The organism is Streptomyces sp. BoleA5 (genome assembly GCF_000373665.1).
Classification (GTDB): domain Bacteria; phylum Actinomycetota; class Actinomycetes; order Streptomycetales; family Streptomycetaceae; genus Actinacidiphila.
Genome location: NZ_KB892134.1, coordinates 1 through 21,030, shown reverse-complemented (window position 1 = coordinate 21,030; position 21,030 = coordinate 1). Strand labels below are relative to the sequence as shown.

Here is a 21,030-nt window from a genome sequence, read left to right as displayed (position 1 = left end):
GTGTCACGCGATTGCCCGGGCAGCCCGACGTGCTCGAGGCCGAGTGGGAGACACACCGGCCCGCCGTCTTCGGGGTGGCGTAGCGCCTGCTCGGGAGCGTGGCCGATGCCGAGGACGTGGCCAAGGACGTGTGGCTGCGGGCGGCCGGAGCGGATCTGTGCGGCATAGGAGATCTCCGGGCCTGGCTGGTCACCGTCGCCGCCCGGCGGTCGTACGACATCCTGAAGTCCGCACGCGTCCGCAGGGAGACCTATGTGGGTCCCTGGCTGCCCGCGCCGCTGCTGACGGGACCGGACGCGTCGGAGGCGGTGCTCGTCGACGAGTCCGTCGGGTCGGCGATGCTCCTGGTCATGGAGGAACTGAGCCCGCCGGAGCGGGTGGCCTTCGTCCTCCACGACGTCTTCGGCGTCGAGTTCGGCCGGATCGCCGACGTGCTGGGCACCTCGGGGCCGGCCGGCCGGCCGCCCGCCAGCTCGCCTCGCGGGCGCGGCGGAAGGTGGCCGGGGCGAGGCGGTCCGCACCGCAGGCGTCCCGGGCGGAGCGGGAGCGGCTGCTCGCCGCGTTCCGCGCCGCGTACGAGGCCGGGGACCTGGCCGGGCTGGTGCGGGGGCGAGAACCCCGACCGCATCGCGGTGCTGCCCGCGTGGGAGGAGGCCGACTACTTCTCCGCCACCGCCCGCGCCGCCCCGCGCCTGACCGAGGCGATCGCCTGCGTGTCGGACGGGCACGTGAGCGACGCGGACGACGAAGCGGCGGCGGACATGCTCTCCGCGGACCAGGTCTCGGCGGTCGCCTGGCTGGCGACACTGATGAGCGCCTTCAACCGCGTCGCGATCACCAGCCGGTACCGGGTCGGCGGCTGAGCGCGCGGCCGGCTCCCGGGCGGGGCCGGCAGGTCCGGACGTACGGTTGAACCATGCGCGCATCACCGGACGACGCCGCTGCCCGGGCGCGTGCGAGCACCCCCTCGCATGCCGCCGGGCCGGCGTCCCGGGCGGAACTGGACCGGCTGTTGGACCTCGCCGCGCGTGAGACGGGGGCCCACGCGGGCGCGCTGTTCCTGCTGGCGCCCGAGGACGAGGCACTGCGGCTCGAAGTGGCCACGGGCATGCCGGCGGACTTCCTCGCGCCGTGGTTCGGGGTGGGCCTGTCCAACCGCGTACCGGTGGCCGACGCGGTGCGCGAGAGACGGCTCGTGTGGCTCAGCCAGCCCCAGGAACTCGCCCGTCGCTACCCGGGCACGGCGATCGCCATGCCGTACCAATTCGCCGTGGCGGCGGCACCGATCCTGGCCGACTCCACGCCCCGGGGAGCACTTCTGCTCTTCTGGCCCTGCTGCGACAACGCCGAACTCGCCGGACCCAGCCACGAGCGCGTCGGCGCGGCCTGCCGCCGTCTGGGCCGGTTCCTGAGGGACGCCGCGGACGCGGGGCACCCGATCACCCCCGCGGCACACCCGCGGACGGCGTCCCAACCGCCCGCCCCGGACTGGGAACCGTCGCAGGCGCTGGCCGCGGCGCGGTTCGCGGAACGCCTGCCCGGCGGCAGCGGCACCCTCGACCTCGAGGGCAGGATCACCTACCTCAGCGAGTCCGCGGCCGACCTGCTGGGCGGGACGGTCCCCGGCCTCCTCGGCAAGCGCCCCTGGCAGGCCCTGTCCTGGTCGGCGGATCCGGCCTTCGAGGACCGCTTCCGCGCCGCCGTGGTCAGCCGGAAGCCGGAGGCCTTCACGGCGAGGGTCCCGCCGGGCCGCTGGCTCGCGTTCGAGCTCCACCCCGACTCCACCGGGGTGAGCGTGCGCATCGTCCCCCTCGGTCGCGACCGTGTGCTCAAGGCCGTTCACCCGGGGACGACGGTGCCCCGGGGCGAGCCGATCGCCCTCGGGGAGCTCTACCAGGTGATGCATCTGGCCGCCGCGCTCTCGGAGGCCGTCGGGGTGGGCGACGTGGTCGACCTCGTCGCGGAGGAGATGCTGCCGACCTTTCGCGCCCGGACCCTGGCCCTTGCCCTGTTCTCTCCCGACGACGGTGGCCTGAGGGTCGTCGGCTGCCGGGGCTACAACCCCTGTCCCGCGGAGATGTACCCCGGGGCGCCGCTCACCTCCGCGGCCGCGCTCGGGACCCTCGCCGAGGGCGTGCCGGCCTTCTTCGCCACCTTCGAGGAGATGCTCGGAGCCTATCCGCGCGCCCCCTTCCGCGAGGGCCTGGACGCCTGGGCCTACCTCCCGCTGATCGCCTCGGGCCGGCCCGTGGGCCTGTGCGTCCTGGCCTTCGACCGGCCCCACCACTTCTCCGGCAACCAGCGGACCGTGCTGACCGCGCTCGCGGGGCTGATCGCCCAGGCGCTGGAACGCGCCCGCCTCTACGACACCAGCAAGGAACTCGCGGAGGCCCTGCAGGCGGCGATGCTCCCCGACTCGCTGCCGGACCTCCCCGGACTCGACGTCGCCGCCCGCTACCTGCCCAGCGTCCGGGGCATGGACATCGGCGGCGACTTCTACGACCTGGTCCGGGTCGACGACACCACCGCGGCCGCGGTCATCGGAGACGTCCAGGGCCACCATGTCAGGGCGGCCGCGCTCATGGGCCGGATCAGGCCCGCCATCCGCTCCCAGGCCGTGGCCGGGGCCGCACCGGCGGAGGCGCTGCGGCAGGCCAACCGGCAGATGGTCGACCTGGACACGGGGCGTTTCGTCAGCTGCCTGTACGCCCGGCTCGATCTCCGGCAGCGCCGGGCCCTCCTGGCCACCGCGGGCCATCCGCCACCGGTGCTGTGCGGCCCGGACGGGCACGCGGAGGTCCTCCGCGTGCCTCCGGGGCTGCTGCTCGGCATCGACCCCGAGGCGGACTACCCCACCACGGAGATCCCCCTGGAGCCGGGCACCGTCCTCGCCCTGTACACCGACGGACTCGTCGAGACCCCGGGTGTCGACCTCGACGACGCCATGGCCGGGCTCGCCGCCCGCCTCGGCCGGACCGGTCCCCAGCCCATGGACGGGCTCGCCGCGGACCTGATCGACCACGCGCGCCGGACGGCCCCGCGCACGGACGACATCGCGCTGCTGCTCATCAGGTTCGTGGCCGCCGCGTAGCGGACGGGGCCCGGGCCCGGGCCGAGCGCCGCATCCGACCGCGCAGTGACGTGAGAGGGGGCTTCGAGCAGCCGAGGTGCGCGGCGCGTCTCTCCCATGTGAGGTCGGTGACCATGCCGGACAACGACACCGGCGAACCGGAACAGGGCCCCTCCCGCTCCGCCGCCGAGCCCGCCCCGTGGCAGTCGTGCATCACCACGCTGCTGGAACAGGAACCGCCCTTCCTCCCCGACCGCGCCCAGGCGATGACCCTGCTCGTGCAGTACCCGCCCGGGCTTACGGGCATCCCGCCGCACCGGCACACAGGTCCCGCGTTCGGTTACGTCATCGAGGGCGAGATGCTCTTCGAGCTGGAGGGCGAACCGGAGCGGGTCGTCAGGGCCGGCGAGTCGTTCCGGGAGCCGGGCGGCGACGTCATCCACGTGTGACAGCGGCGGTGCGCGACGGCCGGTCGACGCCGGGTGATGCGTGACCGGTCCGCACCGGATCCTCGATGTCCGGGACGCCCGGGCGGGTCACATCCGCGCGGGCCGCCTCGTCTCCCTGGCGAGCCCCGGAAGGACACAGGACACCCGCGGCGCGGACCACCCCCACACGCACTCGAACTTCGGCGAGGTTGATGCGTGCGGCCGCGTTGTGTGGTCTCGTACGAGAGGGAGGATGCCGCATGGACGTTGCCACTGACGCGGTGCCGATCGCGGAGCTGCTCGACGAGCGCCGGCATCTGCTCGATGTCGCCCACCGGATGTCGGACGGCCTGCGCGACGCGGAAAGCGTGATCGACGAGACCTACCGCCGGTGGTACGCGCTGTCCGGCGCGGAGCGTGCGCGGATCGAGTCGCCCCGTGCCTGGCTGTCGGCGACCGCCGGCGACATCTGCAGGGGCCTCCCGGCCACGTCCGGCCGGGAGGGCGCCGCCGGGCCCGGCCTTCCGGTGACGGGGTACGACCACGAGCTCACCGCCGTCGCGCTCGGCCGGCTCCTGGCGCAGCGCTCCGGTGTTTCGCGCTCGCCCTCGCCCACCCCGGAGCACGACGCGGTCGTCCGCGCCGTCGGGGAGGCCTGCGCGGTGGGCGACGCGGCGTCCCTGTCGTCCGCGCTGTCCCCCGACGCCATGGCCGTCTTCGACGGCGGCGGCAAGGTCCGCACGACGCTGCGGTCGGTGCACGGCGGCGAGCAGGTCGCGCGGAGCCTGCTGACGCTGCTCGGCCCGCACCCGCGCACCACGCTGACCGCCCAGTCCGTGAACAGCCGTACCGGACTCGTGGTGCGGTGCGACCACATCGTGGCCGCGGTCATCAGCCTCGACGTCATCGACCGGCGGGCGGCACAGGTCTGGGCCGTGCTCAATCCGGAGAAGCTGCGCCGCTGGAACCAGCGCGCTCACGCGACCGGCGTCCTCACGCCCGAATCCTGAGCGGGATCCCGTACGTCCGTTCTGTCACTTCGGCGGCGGCCGCGTCGTCTCCCTGACGGGAACGTGATCGCGACCACGCGCTCTCGCCCCCGGGCGCCATCTCAAGCAGCAGAGGCGCCCGTTCACAAGCGCAGACAGAATGGAATGCAAGCGTGACGACGATACTCGACCGCTATTTCGAGATCGTGGACTCCGCCGACGGCGGTGACTCGCACCTGGACGGCCTTCGCGACATCCTCGCCGAGGACGTGGTGCTGATGCACAGCGGCGACATGGTCCGGGGCCGGGATCTGGCCGTGGACCTCCACCGGACGCAGGCCGCCGGCTGGAAGGAGTCCGAGCACCATTGGACGTCCTCCGCCGCGGCGGACGGCTCCCTCACCGGCACGTGGAGCCAGGCAGGACTGGACCTCCAGGGCAACGGCTGCTCCGGCAGCGGCCAGGTCTCCGCCACCCTTGACCCGGACGGGCGGATCTCCCGCCTCCACCTGACGCTCACCGACGGGTCGGACCGGGCCCGGGTGCTCATCGCCCGGCATCTGGAGGTCTGGATGACCCCGGACCCGGTCGCGCGCGCCAGAGCGATGGAGGGCATCTACACCGAGAACATCACGTTCATGGAGCCCGACCACGTATTCGTGGGACGGGACGCCCTGAACGACTACATCACCGTCGTGCAGCGCCAGGCCCCGCCGTCGAGCGGCCTCGTCGTCAGCCACTCCCAGAACCGCGAATTCATCCACTGGGCCTGGAACTTCGGTTTCCCCGGCGGCAAGTCGGCATCGGGTTCGGAGATACTCCAGTGCGAGGGCGACCTGATCGAGAAGGTCGTCATCTTCAGCGCCGACATGGACGTCGTCACCGAGGGCATATGACGGCCGGCGGCACGCGACACCGGTGAAGGGCCGGACCCGTGCGCGTGTCGTCCCGGCGCGCGCGGGGCCGGCGCCCACCGCCCCGCCTCGGTACTTCTGCCCATGCGCGAGGCCGCGGGCCCCGCCGGAAGATGCGGAGTTCTCCCGATGGCCCGGGGGCGCCCGCTCTGAGAGCGTCGGCGACGCGGAACATGATCGAGTCGCCCCTGAAAGGTTCATCGTGGCAACCACGCGTAGCGCGCACACCGTCTGGGACGGCGACCTGCTCGGCGGCAAGGGCACCGTCACCTTCGACTCCTCCGGCATCGGCCGGCAGCCGGTGTCGTGGCCCTCGCGCGCCGAGGACGCAAAGGGCAGGACCAGCCCCGAGGAACTGATCGCCGCGGCCCACTCCAGCTGCTTCTCCATGGCCCTCTCGCACGGCCTGACCGGTGCGGGCACGCCGCCCACGAAGCTGGTCACCTCGGCGGACGTCACCTTCGAGCCGGGCGTGGGCATTACCGGCGTGCACCTCACCGTCGAGGGCACCGTGGCGGGCCTGGACGAGGACGCGTTCGCCGCGGCGGCCGCGGACGCCAAGGAGAACTGCCCGGTCAGCCAGGCCCTCGCGGGCACGGGCATCACGCTGACGGCCAAGTTCGTCTGACCGGTCTGCATGACGACGGGTGCCGCGCCCCTGCCTCCCGGCGCGGCACCCGGCACCGCCAACCACAGGATCCCGTGCACCCGGCAGCCGACCGGCCGATGGCCGACGTGCTGACGTGCTGACGTGCCCGTGCTCCCCAAGGCCGTACGCGGTGTGCAAGCCGGGCGACGTCCGGCGCGTGGCCGTCGTCCCCGACCACGTCGCGCTGGGTGCTATCTCCTGCAGCGGCACCACCGGGGACAGGACCTGCTGCTGTGGCCGTTGCTCACCGCACGCGGCGGTCACACCGCCGCCGCCGTCGTCCCGGTGACGCAGGAGCAGCACCGGGCCATCGAAGGCGCGCGCTCGGAGTTCCTCCGGTACCTCGTCGACTGGCGTTCGACAGCCCGGCCCGGCGGTGAACTGGCGGCGGCGATCGAGCGGTTGACCCTATGGGCGGTCCGGCATCACGGGGTGGAGGAGAAGGAGGTCCCGCCCCTCGGCGCGCGGCACGTCACCGCGGCGGAGTGGGCCGGGCTCGCCGGGCACACCTTCGCAGGCCACGACACGAAGGCGCTCGCACTGCTGTCCGGCATGCCGCCCCACGAGGGGGGACCCCGCGCCGCCAGGGGCCCGCCGACCGGCGCCCCGCGCTCCGTCCGCCTCCTGATCCCCTTCATGGGCCGCGGCGCCTACGCCTCGGGCACCCGGAGCATCCACGGCACCGCCAGGCCGCCCCTCCCGGGCGCTGATCCCGGCATTCCCGGTCCCTCCGCCGTGCCCGCTCTGACCTGCGGCGATCACGGCCGGTGACGGTCGCCCGGGGTAGTCGGCGCCTGTGGATGCCGTAGCGCCCCCTGGGGCGTATGGTCCGGTTATGGGACCAGAGCGGTGTGGTGGCCGCGAGGCTCAGCGGCACCGGCGGACGGCTCGGCGCGCACGCTGCCGCCGTTGTCCGGCCCACGAGTCCCGGCACCAAGGCGACGAAGGCGAACGCGGTGACGCGGCATGACGTGACGCAGAGAACGGGCGGCATGCGGCGTGTCGCCGGCCTGTTCGAACGCCTCGTCCGGAACACCGACACCGCGGTGGGCATGCTCTATGTGCTCGCGCCGGAGGCGCGTGCGCTGGACGTGGTGGCGCTGTCCGGTACCTCCCGGCGGATCGCCGCCCCCTGGGCGCGGATCGCGCTCGACGACGCTGCGCCGGTGGCGCAGGCCGTGCGGGAAGAGTCGCTGGTCTGGGTGGGCAATTCCCGGGAACTGGCCGAGCGATTCCCCCGGGTCGCGCTGGTGGCCCCCTACGAGATCATGCTCGCGGCGGCTCCGATCATGGACGGCGGCGAGGCGTGGGGGGCGGTGTGCCTGCTGTGGCCGGTCTGGCACCCCCCGGTACTGAGCCCCGGCGAGCGGGACGCCATCGGGATCTTCTGCGGCAGGGCGGGGCGGCTCCTGCGGCACTACTCGGACCGGGGCCAGCCCGTCGTGGCCGGCGCCGACCCCCTCGTCCTGCGGGCGGTGCGCCGCCGTGAGCCGGGGCGGGCCGAGGCGCTGGCGGCGTACGACTTCGCGGAACGGCTGCCGACCGGGTGCTGCTCGCTCGACCTGGAGGGCCGGGTCAGGTTCCTCAACGCCGCGGCCGCCGACCTGCTCGGCGCCGGTGCCGCGGACCTGCTGGGCTCACTGCCCTGGGAACGGCTGCTGTGGGTCGACGACCCGGCGTTCGAGGACGCGTACCGCGCCGCCGTCATCAGCAAGCAGAGCACCTCGTTCACCGCCCTGCGCCCCCCTGACCAGTGGCTGTCCTTCCGCCTCGTCCCCGGAGCCTCGGGGGTCAGCGTCACCGTGACCCCGGCGGCGGGTGAGCCCGAGCAGGCCGCTGACGGGCCGGCGCTTCCCCCGGGCGCCCGCGGCCCGGTCGGCGCCTCGGCGATGTACCAGTTGATGTACCTGGCCGCGACGCTCACCGAGGCGGTCGGCGTGCAGGACGTGGTCGACCAGGTCGCCGACCAGCTGGTCCCGGCGTTCGAGGCCCAGGGCCTGGTCGTGCTCACCGCCGAGGGCGGCCGGCTGCGCGTCGTCGGCCACCGCGGCTACAGCGACGAGTTCATGGCCAAGGTCGACGGAACGCCCCTGACCTCCTCCATCGTGACCGCCCGCGCCCTGAGCCGGGGCACCCCGCTGTTCTTCACCAGCTTCGCCGATCTGCACCGCGCCTACCCGCAGGCCCTCCGCTTCCGGAACCGGGACGCGTGGGCCTTCCTCCCGCTGATCACCTCGGGCCGCCCCGTCGGACTGCTGGTCCTGTCCTACGACCGGTCCCGTCCCTTCCCGCAGGCTGAGCGGAACGTCCTGATCGCCCTGGCCGGGCTCATCGCGCAGGCGCTGGACCGCGCCCACCTCTACGACACCAAGCACCAGCTCGCCCGCACGCTGCAGACCGGCCTGCTGCCCAAGGAACTGCCGCGGATCCCCGGTCTCGAGGTCGCGGCGCGCTACCTGCCGGCCGGCCACGGGAGCGAGATCGGCGGCGACTTCTACGACCTCATCCACTGCGGTCCCCGGTGCGCGGCCGTCACCATCGGCGACGTGCAGGGCCACAATCTGCAGGCCGCCGCCCTCATGGGGCAGGTGCGCATCGCCGTGCACGCCCACGCCACCGCCCACTCCGCACCCGGCGACGTGCTGGCCCGGACCAACCGACTGCTCTCCGATCTGGACCCCGGCCTGTTCACCAGCTGCCTGTTCGCCCACATCGACCTGGAGCGGCACATCGCCCGCCTGGCCACCGCCGGGCACCCCCCGCCCCTGATCCGGCGGCCCGACGGGAGCGCGGGGATCCTCGGTTTGACGCCGGGACTGCTGCTGGGCATCGCACCTGACGGCGACTACCCGACCACCGAGATCCCGCTGCCCCCGGGCACGTTGCTGGCGCTGTACACGGACGGCCTCGTGGAGTCGCCCGGAGTCGACGCGGAGTCCGCCGCGGGCGACCTCGTGCGGCACCTGGTGGCGACGGCCGATCTGGGAGTGGACGCCGTCGCGGACAGCCTCCTCGAACACGCCCTGCGGACCGCCCCCGGTACCGACGACACGGCCCTGCTGATCGCCCGCCCGAGCGGCCCCGGGGGCGCCCCACCGGCGGACGAAGGACGACGAGGGAGAGGACCATGATCCTTCGTGGACACGGGAGGACCCGCGGCGCGGGGAGGACAGTGCGATGACGGACGCGGACACCTACGACGCGGTCGTGGTCGGCGGCGGCCACAGCGGACTGGTGGCGGCCCTGTACCTGGCGCGGGCAGGGTGGTCGGTGGCCGTGCTGGAGCGCAACGCCGCCGTGGGCGGCGCCATCGCCGGCGGCGAGGTGACCCTGCCCGGGTTCGTGCACGACCTGTACTCCACCAACCAGAACCTCTTCCCCGGCTCCCGGGCCTACGCCGACTTCGGCGCCGAACTGGCCCGCCACGGGCTGCGGTTCCGCACCACCGACCGCCCCTACGCCAATGTGTTCCCCGGCGGCCGCGGCATCCGCGTGTACGGCGACCACGCACGCACGATGGAGGAACTGGCGGCACACGACCCCGGGGACGCCGAGGGTTTCGCCGGCCTGTACCGCGAGTACCAGCGGTTCGCACCGCATCTGTTCGCGCTCTACGGGTCCGCGCTGCCGTCCCCGTCGGCGGCGCGCGAGGTCCTGGGCCTGCTGCGGCACCACGGCGTACGCGGCGCGGGCGACCTCGCGCACACGCTGCTCATGAGCACCCGTGAACTGGGCGAGGCCTGGTTCGCCACACGCGAGGCGCAGGCGATGGCGGCCTGCTGGGGCATGCACCTGGACTTCGCACCGGACGTGTCCGGCGGGGCGATGTTCCCCTTCCTGCAACTGTTCGCGGACATGGAGAACGGCATGGCCGTCGTCGAGGGCGGCGCACAAAGGCTGCCGCAGGCGCTCGTGGCGGTGCTCGCCGAACACGGCGGCGAGGTCCGCACCGGCGCCGGCGTCGACCGTGTGCTGTGCCGTGACGGGCGTGCCGTCGGCGTGCGCACCGCGGACGGCGGCACGCTGAGGGCGCGGCGCGCGGTGATCGCGAACACCGCTCCGGGCGTGCTGTACCGGCACCTGCTGGAGCCGGAGCTGGTTCCCGCGCGGGTGCGGCGCGGGGCGGACCGCTTCCTCTACGGCCCGGGCACGCTGATGGTGCACCTCGCGCTCGACGGCCCCCTGCCCCTGGGCGGCGGGAGAGGAGTTGTCCGGCTTCGGGTACGTCCATGTGGCGCCGTACGTCGACGACCTGGCGCGGACCTACACCGAGTCCCAGGCGGGGCTGCTGCCCGCCGACTCGCTGCTGATCGTCGGGCAGACCTCCGCGGTCGACCCGACCCGGGCCCCCGCGGGTCGGCACGTCGTGTGGATCCAGGTCCGTACGATGCCCACCCGCATCCGCGGTGACGCGGCGGGCGCGATCGAGCGGACCCACTGGCCCGAGGTGGCCGACGCGATGACCGACCGGGTGCTGGCCAAGCTGGAGCGGTTCGCGCCCGGCAGCCGGGAACGCATCGCCCAGGTCACCTCGTACACCCCGCGGGACCTGGAGGCGGCCGATCCCAACCTGGTGGGCGGCGCGGACGGCGGCGGCGAACACATGATGGGCCTGCCACACCGCGGGTCGGCCGCCGGTGGGCAGGGGTGATCCTGCGCGAGCTGCTCCGGGGCGCGACGCACTTCCGGCAGATCAGCGACGCCATCCCCGACATCACCGACAAGCTGCTGTCGGACCGCCTCAAGCGCTTCGAGCAGGAAGGCGTCGTCGAACGCCACGTGCTTCCGACCACCCCGGTGACCATCGAGTACCGCCTCACCGCCAAGGGCCGCGCCCTGGAGGAGGTCGTCCGGGAGATCTCGACATGGGCCGAGTCGTGGCTGCCGGCGGAGGGCGAGGGCGGCGAGGCCGACGGGGCCGCCCCGTCCGGCGGGGAGATCGAGCCGGCGGCGTGACGCCACGCGGCTCCCGGGGTGCGCGCCCCGGCCCGCGGCGTGAGCGCCGCCCTACCGCTCCAGCGCCTGATTCCCGACGCCGCTCGCGACGGCGGCGCGCAGGGGGACACCGCGGAAGCTCTGGATGAGGACGATCGCGGCACCGGCCGTGATGCACTGATCGGCGAGGTTGAAGATCCCGGAATCGCCGATCTGGATGAAGTCCAGCACGGCCCCCCGGCCCAACCCCGGGGTGCGGAAGACGCGGTCGGCGAGGTTTCCGCCGGCGCCCGCGGAGATCAGTCCGAGACCGACCGCCCAGCCCGTGGAGCGTATGGACCCCGCGACCCGCGCGATGGCCACCAGTGCGACGATCGCCACCAGTGTGAACAGCAGGGTCGCGCGGGGAGCGAAGGAGCCCGCCGCGCCGGAGTTCCGGAAGGCGGTGAAGGTCACCGCGCCGCCCAGGGCGTGCCTGGGTTCGTGGCCCTCGACGACCACCGCGGCGATCGCCTTCGTGATCTGGTCCACGGCGAATCCGGCCGCCGCAACCGTCCACAGCAGATACGCCCGCCGCACCGCCCACCTCCTGATCGCTGGTGCCCGCACCGAGCGTACGCGCAGCTCCGGGCGGAGAGGTGGGCGCCCGGAGCGAGGCGGTGGGGCGGGGGCGGGATTTGGTTTCACTTGATATGGTCTCGAACGGATGGATGGCTGCTAATGTGCGTCCATGACTGCCGACACCCCTCGCGGAGCCAGCGCCTCGCGTGCGACCGACCGCCCCGGGGACACCTCGCCGTTCGCCCTGGGCCTGCTGCTGCGCCGGGCGCACTGGCGCGCGGGTGCGGTGATGGTGGAGGCGCTCCGGCCGCTCGGCATCGAGATACGGCACTTCGCCGTGCTGATGGTGCTGGTCGACCGTGGTCCCACGGTGCAGCGGGACCTGGCCGCGGCGACGGGGTCGGACAAGGCGGGCGTCATGCGGATCGTGGACGACCTGGAGCGCAAGGGCCTCGCCGTCCGCAGGGCCGTGCCGGGAGACCGGCGGGTGCGGGCGGTGGAGATCACGCCCGCGGGCCTGGAGCTGTTCGACGCGGCCCATGTGGCGGCGGAGCCCCTGGCCGAGCGGCTCGTCGCCGATCTGGGCCCCGGTGAGTCCGAGCTGCTGACCGAGCTGCTGACCCGGTTCGCCCACCCCTCGGGCGGCGAGGCGTAGGCGCGCCGCAGAAAAGATCCCCCAGCCGCGTGGCGCCCCGGCCGCGCGGCTTTTTCGTCGTGTTCCGCGCCGGAGAGCGGGTCGTACCCCGTTCCATGCCCAAGGAAAGTCGCACGCGAGATGGTATTAAATGATACTGTCGCTGGTGTAACGAAGATGGACGGGGTGGGAGGTCGTCGGGCCGCGACACCGATCCGAAGAGGTGCCGCGGTGAAGGAGGTGGATCATGAGGATTGCTTGTGGCCGGATACCGGTGCCATTGCCACGCCTGGACTTCCGCGGGAGCGCCGCGGCGGGTGGGCGCGGCCGTGGGCGGCCCCTGACCGCCGCGGTCGGCGACCTGGCACTTTCCCGGCCCTGCGACCGCACGCCGGGGCGGCCGGTATCGGCTTCCCTGGACGCCCTTCCCCGCCCCGTGGCCGCGGTGGTGGGCGCGGGTGGCGTGCTCGGGGCGGCGCACGTCGGTGCGGGGTACGCGCTGGAAGAGCGCGGGTTCGTCCCCGACATGATCATCGGCACCTCGGTGGGTGCCCTTCTGGGGGCGATCGCGGCCGCCCATCCCGACGGTTCGGCGGCCTGGCTGGACCGCGTGTGGACCGGCCTGCGCCGCCGTGAGGTGTACCCGCTCGGCTATCCGGCCTCACGGGCCGGCGTCTTCGCCGACCGCGGCCTGCGCCGGCTGATCGAGCGGTCCGGGCTGCCGTCCCGGATCGAGGAACTGCCCATCCCGTTCACGGCGGTCGCCATGGACCTGGACACCGGCGCCCCGGCGCTGCTCGACCGCGGCGACCTGGAGTCCGCCCTGCTGGCCAGTGCGGCGGTCCCCGGAATCCTGCCCCCGGTCGAGCGCGAGGACAGGACGCTCGTCGACGGCGGCGTGATCGCCTACCTTCCGGTGCTGGCGGCCCTCCAGGCCGGCGCGGCCGGCGTCGTGGCGCTGTCGACCGGTCCCGAGGGCGCACTGCCCGACCGGACCGACCGGCGCCGCGGGGCCGGCGCGGTCGCCGCCAGGGCCGGGGTGCTCCTGATGCGCCACCAGATCGAACGCGATCTGGACGAGGTGTCCAGGCACGTCCCGACCGTCGTACTGCCGACCGGCATCGACGCCTGGCCCGCGCCCTGGGACTTCGGCCATTCCCAGCGCCTGATCAGCACCGCGCACCGCACGGCGGGGGGTTTCCTCGACACGCTGCGCGTCGGCGGGCCGGGCCTGTACCGAACCGACGCCCCTTCGCCGGCCCCGGCCGGGGCGGCATCCTCCGTGTCAGGGGGCCTCCTGTGAGCACCATCGCCTTCCTCAACATCGCCATGCACGGCCGGGTCAACCCGACCCTGCCGGTGGTCGCCGAACTCGTCCGGCGCGGCCACCGCGTCACCTACCACATCTCGGCCGCCTTCCGTGAGGAGATCGAGGCCGCGGGCGCGGAGGTGTACCTCTACCCCGGCGGCGAGCAGCCTTTGCCCGATCCGCCGACACCGGTCACCCTGCTCAAGGGGCTGGCCGACAGCGCCGTCGGCCTGCTGCCCGCCGTCCTCACCGACCTGCGCCACGTCCGGCCGGACCTCATCGTCCACGACAACGCCTGCCTGTGGGGCGCGGTCGCGGCCCATGAACTCGGCGTGCCCGCCGCCTCGTCGTTCACCACGTTCGCGTTCAACCGGCTCGTGCCGAGCCCGACCCGCGGCTCCTGGGACCTGCTGAGCGCCGCGGCGGCGCGGCCCGACAGCGTCCGGGGCTATCTGCGGTCGCGCTGGGACCTGCGCCGCCGCTACGACACCCACGGACTGCCCCTGGCCGACCTGGGCAACATCCGCCAGCCGCTCAACCTCGTCTTCACCTCGCGGGCCTTCCAGCCCAAGGCCGACCGGTTCGACGCCTCCTACCGGTTCGTCGGCCCGAGCATCGGCGCCCGCCCGGCAGACCCCTCGTTCCCTGTCGACCGGCTGCTGCGGGACCCCGTGGTGTACGCCTCGCTGGGCACGGTGTTCAACGCCGACGCGCGACTGCTGCGCACCCTCGCCACCGCCCTGGCCGGGCTGGCCGGCACCGCCGTCGTCTCCACCGGACGCACCGACCCCGCCGCGCTGGGCCCGCTGCCGCCCAACGTGCTCGTCCGCCGGTTCGTCCCGCAGCCCGAAGTCCTCGCCCACGCATCGCTCTTCGTCACCCATGGAGGTATGAACAGCGTCAACGAGGCCCTGTACGCCGGGGTGCCGATGCTCGTCGTCCCCCAAGGCGCCGACCAGCCGATGGTGGCCCGTCGCGTCGAGGAACTCGGCGCCGGACTCGCCATCCCCACCCGGGACATCACCGAGGAGGCGGTGCGCGGCCTCGCCGCGCGCCTGCTCAAGGGTCCGGGGTTCCGGGCGGCCGCGGCCCGCCTGCGGACCGCCCAGCGCGAAGCCGGCGGATCCCGGCGCGCGGCGGGCGAACTCGAAACGTACCTGGGTGCGACCCGCCCCGCCGACCGGGCACGGGTCTGCGCCCCCGCTCCGAGGCGGGGCTGAGCCATGTCCATCGCCGTCATGATCGTGCTCGGGCTCGCCGGGGTGTCCGAGGCCGCCGGGCGCATCGTGCCCCTGGCCGTGCGCCGACCCGGCATGCCGCGCAGCCTCGTGGCGGGATCGCTGCTGGGCGGCGGCCTCGTCGAGAGCGCCGTCTTCGCGCTGTGGCCGCTCACCGCGGCGACCCTGGCCGAACTGGCCCTGTCCGCTCCGGCTCGGGGCGCCGGACCGGTGTGGACGGCGGAGCCGGCGGCCCCGCTGATGCTCGCCGGCATCCTCGCGTTCCCCTGGCTCGGACCTTTCCTCCACCTCGTGCTCTTCGTAGGGGTCGGGGCCGGTCTGGCCGGCCCGCTCGCCGCGGCCACCGGCATCGGCTGGTGGGACGCGGCCGGCTGCGTGGCCGTCGCGGGAGCCGGACTCGGCCTCGCGGTCGAGGCGGTACGACGTCTGGTCATCAGGATCAGCGCGACAGAACCACGGGAGGCGACGGCATGAACGGGTACCTTCTCTGGGCGTTCGCCGTCGGACCGGCCCTGATCGCCGAAGCGCTGCTGGCCCGCTACGAGGTGCTGGCCTACGGTGCGCGCTGGCGCGTCCCCGTCACCGAACTCCCGGCGGGCACGCCGTACGCCCGCGGCGCGGCACCCGACAACCCCCCCGACGCCTACCTCGTCTACCTGGACGGCATCGGCAAACGCCGCGTCCGCGACACCCGCGACGGAGGCCAACTGGTCACGGCCATCCTCGCCAGGGCCCCCGAACTGCGGGTACTCAGCCAGGTCCAGCCCTACTCGCCCCTCGCCGACCCGCTGGCCGAACGGCCGGTCTGGGCGTGGCTGCGCCGCCGTATCGGGCTGCTGCTGTTCCTGCACAACGTCATGCAGATCTTCGTCGCGGCCGACCGCCGCTACCGCCCCCTCTACAACCGGGCCGTCGGCCGCCAGATCGCCACCCAGCTGCTGCTGGCCGGCTACCGCCCCGACAGCGGAACCCCCGTGGTGCTGCTGAGCTACAGCGGCGGCGCCCAGGTCGCCACCGGCGCGGTCGACGAACTGCACGCCCGGCTGCACGCGCCCCTCCTGCTGATCACGCTGGGCGGATTCCACAACGGCGCCAACGACCTCACCCACGCCGAGCACGTGCACCGGCTCACCAGTGCCGGTGACCGCATCGAACGGCTCGGCACCTGGATCTTCCCCCGGCGATGGCCGCTGCTCGGCCGCAGCGGCTGGAACCGTGCCCGCAGCGCCGGCAAGATCACCGTGCACCCGCTCGATCCGGCCACGCACGTCGGTCCGGCCAGCTACATCAGCCGCACCGCCCACACGCCCGACGGCCGCAGGTACGTCGACCGCACCGCGGACACCGTGATCGCACTCATCCGCGCCCACCACCGCAGCCCGGAAAGGCCGGCGCCGTGCCGCCTGACATGAGGCCATCCCCTCGGCGGTCCCGGGGCGACGGCGCGGGCGACGCTCCCGGGAAGTGCGTCAGGAAGGACCGCATTCTCACCGCCGCGCTCGAACTCTTCGCCGCCAAGGGCCACTCGGGCACCACACTGCGGGAGATCGCCCGGCAGGCGGACGTGGACCCCGCGTTGATCCACTACTTCTACGGCGACAAGGACACCCTCTTCCGGGACGCGGTGTCCTCCCGCGTCGACCTGTCCACCCTCTTCGACGGCCCCGCGGCCGACGAGGCGGAAGCCGGTGCCACGAACCGGGGGCGGCGGCTCGCCCGCACACTGCTCACCGTCTGGGAGGACGAGTCGACCCGCCCGGCGCTGGTCGCCGTCTACCGGACCGGCACGTCGGACGGGCCGATCGCCGCGACGCTCCACGCGCGCGTCGACGCGGCCCTCGCCTCGTGCCTGGAGCGGCTCGCCCGCGACGAGGCGACGCCGTCGCCGATGTCCGCGTCCCTGGTCCGCGCGCACCTGAACGGCCTCGTCATGCTGCGCTACGTCTTCCCCGTCGAGCCCCTGGCCTCAGCGGACTTCGAGAAGCTGACGGAACTGCTCGCCCTCGCCGTCGAGGCCCCCGGACCCGGAAACGAGGAGGCGCCGGGACATCGTGAATACGGAACGGCGCATTCCTGTCATTAGCAGGCTACCGATACGTACGCCCGGCCCATCACAAGCCGCGTTCACCGTGATACCGGAATTCTCCCGGCCCCACGTCCCGGCTTTCGGGCAATGGCGGCCGAATTCCCCGTCGCCCGTACGGGGAATGACCATCCGACGACGCACCGGCCCCCTGAGGCGTCTTTTTCCCCGGACCTTGACTGGCGACCCGACTTCTTATGGGATTGGCGCCTCTGTCCTGGAACGACGTGAAGGGATGCTCGTGAGAACCAGATCCTTAACGATCGCCGCGGTCGGCGCCCTCATCCTGTGCAGTGCGACGGTGGCACCCATGGCCCAGGCCCGCGACGCGGGAACGGCCGCCACCGAGTCGGACACCGTCAAGGTGTACCGCGCAGAAGTGACCCGCAGTCAGATCCCGCTGCTGCTCCAGGCCGGCCAGGACGCGCACGAGCTGAGCGAGCGGCCACCGGCGCAGGGTACGGCCACGGTCGAGGTCTACCTCACCGGCAGGCAGGCGGAGGACCTGGAGAAGAAGGGCGTAGAGCTCACGGAGCGGACGCTCGGGGCCAAGGCCGAGGCACGCGTGCAGAACGCGGCCGACAAGGTGTTCCGCCCGTACAGCGGCAAGGGCGGCATCAAGGAGGAGATCCTCGCCACCCACCGCGCCAACCCCGGGCTCACCAAGGTCGTCTCGATCGGCAGGACGACACGCGGGCAGGACATTCTCGCCCTCAAGCTCACCAAGGACGCCGCGAAGTCCAGGGACGGCTCGAAACCCTCCGTGCTGTACATGTCCAACCAGCACGCACGTGAGTGGATCACGCCGGAGATGACCCGCCGGCTCATGCACCACTACCTGGACAACTACCGCACCGACAAGCGGATCAAGAAGCTCGTGGACTCCACCGAACTGTGGTTCCTGATATCGGCGAACCCGGACGGCTACGACTTCACCTTCCAGGACGACGACACCCGCCTGTGGCGCAAGAACCTGCGCGACAACAACGGCGACGGCGTCATCACCGCGGGCGACGGCGTCGACCTCAACCGCAACTTCGCCTACAAGTGGGGCTACGACAACGAGGGTTCCTCGCCCAACCCCGCCAGCGAGACGTACCGCGGCGCGGGCCCGAACTCCGAGCCCGAGACGCGGGCGCTGGACGCCTTCCAGAAGCGCATCGACTTCACCTACGGCATCAACTACCACTCCGCCGCCCAGCTGCTGCTCTACGGAGTCGGCTGGCAGGTGGCCACGGACACCCCCGACGACGTCCTGTACAGGGCACTGGCCGGTACGCCGGACAACTCGGCGATCCCCGGCTACCACCCGCAGGTCTCGTCGGAGCTGTACACCACCAACGGCGAGGCGGACGGCCACGCGTCCAACGTCAACGGCCTGGCGATGTTCACTCCCGAGATGTCGACCTGCCAGACGGCGTCCGACATCGACCCGGACGACCAGTGGGTGGCCTCCGACTGCCGGTCGGGGTTCAACTTCCCCGACGACGAGAAGCTGATCCAGCAGGAGTTCGAGAAGAACATCCCCTTCGCGCTCTCCGTGGCGGAGTCGGCGGCCCACCCCGACCTCCCCACCTCCTCCGTGGGCCTGAACGCCGCGGACTTCACCCCGGCGCCCTTCACCACCTCCTACGCGCGCGGCCGTGACCAGGGGGTCTCGGTCGTCGCGCGTAAGTCGCTGCGCGACAAGGAGCTCAACTACCGCGTCAACGGGGGCCGCACCAAGGACGAGTCGCTGCGCTCCTGGCGGGGCGGCGAGACCTTCGGCGGCGAGGACAACCTCTACTTCGACGAGTACCGCGCGACGGTCCGCGACGGCGACGTCGGCGACAAGGTCGAGGTGTGGTTCACCGGCCGGACCAAGAACGGCAAGAAGGTCTCCAGCGACCACTTCACCTACACCGTGGCCGACCGCCCCTCGGCGGACACCCTCGTCGTCGCCGAGGAAGGCGCAGCCGCCACCCAGACCAAGGCGTACGTCGACGCGCTGAAGGCCAACGGCCACCGCGCGGCCGTATGGGACGTCGCCACGCAGGGCGCACCCGACGCGCTCGCGGTCCTCGGGCACTTCCGCACCGTCGTGCACTACACGGGCGCGGCCCTGCCGGGCAACCCCACCCAGCTCGAACTGCGCGCCTACCTCAACGAGGGCGGCAAGCTGATCGAGGCGGGCGAACGGGCGGGCGGCAACGTGGCCCTCGCGGACGGTACCCCGTCCAACGACTTCAGCCAGTACTACCTGGGCGCCTACTCGCGCACGTCGACCAGCGGGGCCACCGGCTTCGCCGGAACGGGCGCGCTGGCCGCCTTCAACGGTCCGCTCACCGGCGCCACCGGCAACCCGCTGGACGCGGCGGGGACCTACCGGGTGACGTCCGACTGGCTCGACACCGCCGCGTATCCGCAGTTCGCGAGCAAGGGCGCCGGCCGGTACTCCGGTTCCGTCGCCTCGGACGCGCCCTACGCGGGTTCCTACATGGCCACCGCCGTCCACACCGACGACGCCTACAACCGTCTCACCCGGACGATCGACCTGAGCGGGGTCAGCGCGGCCGACGCGCCGACGCTCCGCTCGCAGTTCCTGTGGGACACCGAGCCCGGCTACGACAACGCGATCCTGGAGATCCACACCGTCGGCGCCGACGACTGGACCACCCTCCCCGACAAGGGCGGTGCCACCAGCACCCAGGTGCCCGCCGAGTGCGAGGCCGGATTCTACGTCGCCGAGCACCCGTGGCTCACGCACTACCTGACCCCGGGTGGGGCGGGCTGCCAGGCCACCGGCACCTCGGGCGCCTGGAACGGCTTCACGGGATCCTCCGGGGGCTGGCGGCAGGTGAACTTCGACCTGAGCGCCTACGCGGGCAAGAGGGTCGAGGTCTCGCTCAGCTACATCACCGACCCGAGCTCCGGCGGCCAGGGCCTCCAGGCCGACGACACCTCCCTGGTCATCGGCGGCGCGGTCACCGAGACCGAGGGCTTCGAAACCTCCCTCGGGCCCTGGAGCGTCGCCGGTCCGCCCGCGGGCAGCCCTCCCGTCCAGCGGGACTGGGCGCGCACCGGCCCGCTGACGCAGGGGGCGGTCGTCACGGACGACACGGTGCTGCTGGGCTTCGGCCTCGAGCACGTCCCCTCGGCGGCCGACCGGGTGAGCCTGGTCCGCCAGGCGCTCAAGGCACTCCGCCGCTGACGCCCGTGCGTGCCGTCCGCCTCTGAGCAGGGCGGCACGCACACGGCACGGCGATCGACGGGCCGGGCGGCCCGTACCCTCCGCGGGTGCGGGCCGCCTCTCGCGTTCCGCGCCCTCCGCCACAGCAGATCCGCCGCCCATCCGCCGCGCATCCGTCGCGAGCGGCCGAAGACGAGCGCCGTCCCGGGTGCCGGCTCACGCTCCGTCACACCGGATGCGCTTCGATGGGCCGCATCGCGAGCCGGGTGGAGCCGCGGCCGCGCGTCCGGCTTCCGGCGGGGGGCCGCCGAGCGCTGAAGGGGGCGGGAGTTCGGCGCACGCGTCGACGCCGGGTGCCTCGATTTCCGATTCATTCACAGTGAATCCACTGCGCGGCAATGCGGCATTCACGCAAGGACGGCTAGGTTCAGGGCTTTGGGTGTCGGGGCCGCCGCGATGCGGTGCGGCGTGATCTGAAGACGCCGACATGAGCGGCCCTTCAGGCAGGTCACGTCACCCCGGTTCCGGGCGGCAGGGTGACACCTGGCAGGATAAGGGGCCGTCTGACGCGAATCGGGAATGAGCAACTGTATACGCGTGAGCCTGTACAGGTTACCGCAAAGTAGTGAGGAAGTCTTGTGAGGAATCGAGTCCAACGACTGGCGCTCCCGCTCTCCGCGACGGTGACGGCGGTCGTGGTCGCCGGCTGTGGTACGGGAGGGTCGGACGGCGGGGCCACCGGGAAGTCCGTCACGATGGGCATCACGGACAAGGTGACCGCGGTCGATCCGGCCGCCGGTTACGATGTCGGCTCCTGGATCGTGTTCAACAACGTCTTCCAGTCGCTGCTCAGTTTCCCCAAGGGCGCCACGAAGCCCGAGCCCGAGGCCGCGGAGAGCTGCAAGTTCACCGACGAGGCCAGCAAGACCTTCGACTGCACGCTGCGCGGGGGCCTGAAGTTCAGCAACGGTGAGGCGCTCACCTCGGAGGACGTGAAGTTCTCCTTCGAGCGCACCATCAAGATCAACGACGAGAACGGTCCGGCGGTCCT

20 protein-coding genes are annotated in these 21,030 nt (G+C 72.9%); 19 read left to right on the top strand and 1 reads right to left on the bottom strand.

Going from position 1 to position 21,030, the window contains the following annotated elements:
• Positions 1 to 98: 98 nt before the first annotated feature.
• The 11 genes from B085_RS44695 to B085_RS50245 all read left to right on the top strand — a co-directional run bounded on the left by B085_RS44695 (position 99) and on the right by B085_RS50245 (position 11,006).
• Positions 99 to 863 carry a hypothetical protein gene (locus B085_RS44695; RefSeq protein WP_420706635.1) on the top strand — a complete coding sequence of 255 codons (765 nt, stop codon included), beginning with the start codon at positions 99 to 101 and terminating at the stop codon, positions 861 to 863.
• A gap of 53 nt (positions 864 to 916) precedes the next feature.
• Positions 917 to 3,091, top strand: coding sequence for a SpoIIE family protein phosphatase (locus B085_RS0133600; protein ID WP_018562992.1), 2,175 nt, complete (start codon positions 917 to 919; stop codon positions 3,089 to 3,091).
• 113 nt (positions 3,092 to 3,204) lie between these two features.
• Positions 3,205 to 3,519 carry a cupin domain-containing protein gene (locus tag B085_RS44690; protein ID WP_078620194.1) on the top strand — a complete coding sequence of 105 codons (315 nt, stop codon included), beginning with the start codon at positions 3,205 to 3,207 and terminating at the stop codon, positions 3,517 to 3,519.
• A gap of 239 nt (positions 3,520 to 3,758) precedes the next feature.
• Positions 3,759 to 4,508 carry a hypothetical protein gene (locus B085_RS0133590; protein WP_018562990.1) on the top strand — a complete coding sequence of 250 codons (750 nt, stop codon included), beginning with the start codon at positions 3,759 to 3,761 and terminating at the stop codon, positions 4,506 to 4,508.
• A gap of 152 nt (positions 4,509 to 4,660) precedes the next feature.
• Positions 4,661 to 5,383, top strand: a complete 723-nt coding sequence (locus tag B085_RS0133585; RefSeq protein ID WP_018562989.1) for a hypothetical protein — start codon at positions 4,661 to 4,663, stop codon at positions 5,381 to 5,383.
• A gap of 220 nt (positions 5,384 to 5,603) precedes the next feature.
• A complete protein-coding gene (locus B085_RS0133580; RefSeq protein WP_018562988.1) occupies positions 5,604 to 6,029 on the top strand; it encodes an OsmC family peroxiredoxin in 426 nt (141 codons plus the stop codon).
• Between the two features lie 261 nt (positions 6,030 to 6,290).
• Complete coding sequence (locus tag B085_RS44685) at positions 6,291 to 6,821, top strand: hypothetical protein (RefSeq protein ID WP_018562987.1); 531 nt, start codon at positions 6,291 to 6,293, stop codon at positions 6,819 to 6,821.
• Between the two features lie 53 nt (positions 6,822 to 6,874).
• Positions 6,875 to 9,181: a PP2C family protein-serine/threonine phosphatase gene (locus B085_RS0133570; RefSeq protein ID WP_202471013.1), complete on the top strand. Its 2,307-nt coding sequence runs from the start codon at positions 6,875 to 6,877 to the stop codon at positions 9,179 to 9,181.
• A 46-nt stretch (positions 9,182 to 9,227) separates the two neighbouring features.
• The gene (locus B085_RS44680) at positions 9,228 to 10,460 is read left to right on the top strand and encodes a phytoene desaturase family protein (RefSeq protein ID WP_051102232.1); all 1,233 of its coding nucleotides are present in this window, start codon (positions 9,228 to 9,230) and stop codon (positions 10,458 to 10,460) included.
• Positions 10,438 to 10,701, top strand: a complete 264-nt coding sequence (locus B085_RS50250) for a hypothetical protein (RefSeq protein WP_051102231.1) — start codon at positions 10,438 to 10,440, stop codon at positions 10,699 to 10,701. The genes B085_RS44680 and B085_RS50250 overlap by 23 nt, the downstream gene beginning before the upstream one ends.
• On the top strand, positions 10,698 to 11,006 hold the full coding sequence (locus B085_RS50245; protein ID WP_018562985.1) for a winged helix-turn-helix transcriptional regulator: 309 nt from the start codon (positions 10,698 to 10,700) through the stop codon (positions 11,004 to 11,006). The genes B085_RS50250 and B085_RS50245 overlap by 4 nt, the downstream gene beginning before the upstream one ends.
• A gap of 51 nt (positions 11,007 to 11,057) precedes the next feature.
• Here the strand turns inward: B085_RS50245 and B085_RS44675 are convergent, their stop codons facing one another.
• Entirely contained in the window at positions 11,058 to 11,564 is a 507-nt protein-coding gene (locus B085_RS44675) for a signal peptidase II (RefSeq protein ID WP_018562984.1), read from the bottom strand.
• Positions 11,565 to 11,715: 151 nt separating this feature from the next.
• On the opposite strand from B085_RS44675, the gene B085_RS0133550 reads away from it, so the two are divergent.
• From B085_RS0133550 to B085_RS44665, 8 genes are all read left to right on the top strand, one after another.
• Complete coding sequence (locus tag B085_RS0133550; RefSeq protein ID WP_018562983.1) at positions 11,716 to 12,201, top strand: MarR family winged helix-turn-helix transcriptional regulator; 486 nt, start codon at positions 11,716 to 11,718, stop codon at positions 12,199 to 12,201.
• 226 nt (positions 12,202 to 12,427) lie between these two features.
• Complete coding sequence (locus tag B085_RS0133545; RefSeq protein ID WP_078620191.1) at positions 12,428 to 13,483, top strand: patatin-like phospholipase family protein; 1,056 nt, start codon at positions 12,428 to 12,430, stop codon at positions 13,481 to 13,483.
• Positions 13,480 to 14,709, top strand: coding sequence for a macrolide family glycosyltransferase (locus tag B085_RS0133540; protein WP_018562981.1), 1,230 nt, complete (start codon positions 13,480 to 13,482; stop codon positions 14,707 to 14,709). Before B085_RS0133545 ends, B085_RS0133540 begins: the two co-directional genes overlap by 4 nt.
• Before the next feature lie 3 nt (positions 14,710 to 14,712).
• Entirely contained in the window at positions 14,713 to 15,201 is a 489-nt protein-coding gene (locus B085_RS0133535; RefSeq protein WP_018562980.1) for a hypothetical protein, read from the top strand.
• Positions 15,198 to 16,139, top strand: a complete 942-nt coding sequence (locus B085_RS0133530; protein WP_018562979.1) for a hypothetical protein — start codon at positions 15,198 to 15,200, stop codon at positions 16,137 to 16,139. Before B085_RS0133535 ends, B085_RS0133530 begins: the two co-directional genes overlap by 4 nt.
• Positions 16,136 to 16,810, top strand: coding sequence for a TetR family transcriptional regulator (locus tag B085_RS44670; protein WP_018562978.1), 675 nt, complete (start codon positions 16,136 to 16,138; stop codon positions 16,808 to 16,810). The genes B085_RS0133530 and B085_RS44670 overlap by 4 nt, the downstream gene beginning before the upstream one ends.
• A 235-nt stretch (positions 16,811 to 17,045) precedes the next feature.
• Positions 17,046 to 20,000 (top strand): M14 family metallopeptidase, encoded by a 2,955-nt coding sequence (locus B085_RS0133520; protein ID WP_202471012.1) that lies wholly within the window; start codon positions 17,046 to 17,048, stop codon positions 19,998 to 20,000.
• A 617-nt stretch (positions 20,001 to 20,617) separates the two neighbouring features.
• Positions 20,618 to 21,030: ABC transporter substrate-binding protein (locus B085_RS44665; protein WP_234018720.1), on the top strand; the 413-nt coding region annotated here is incomplete at its 3' end.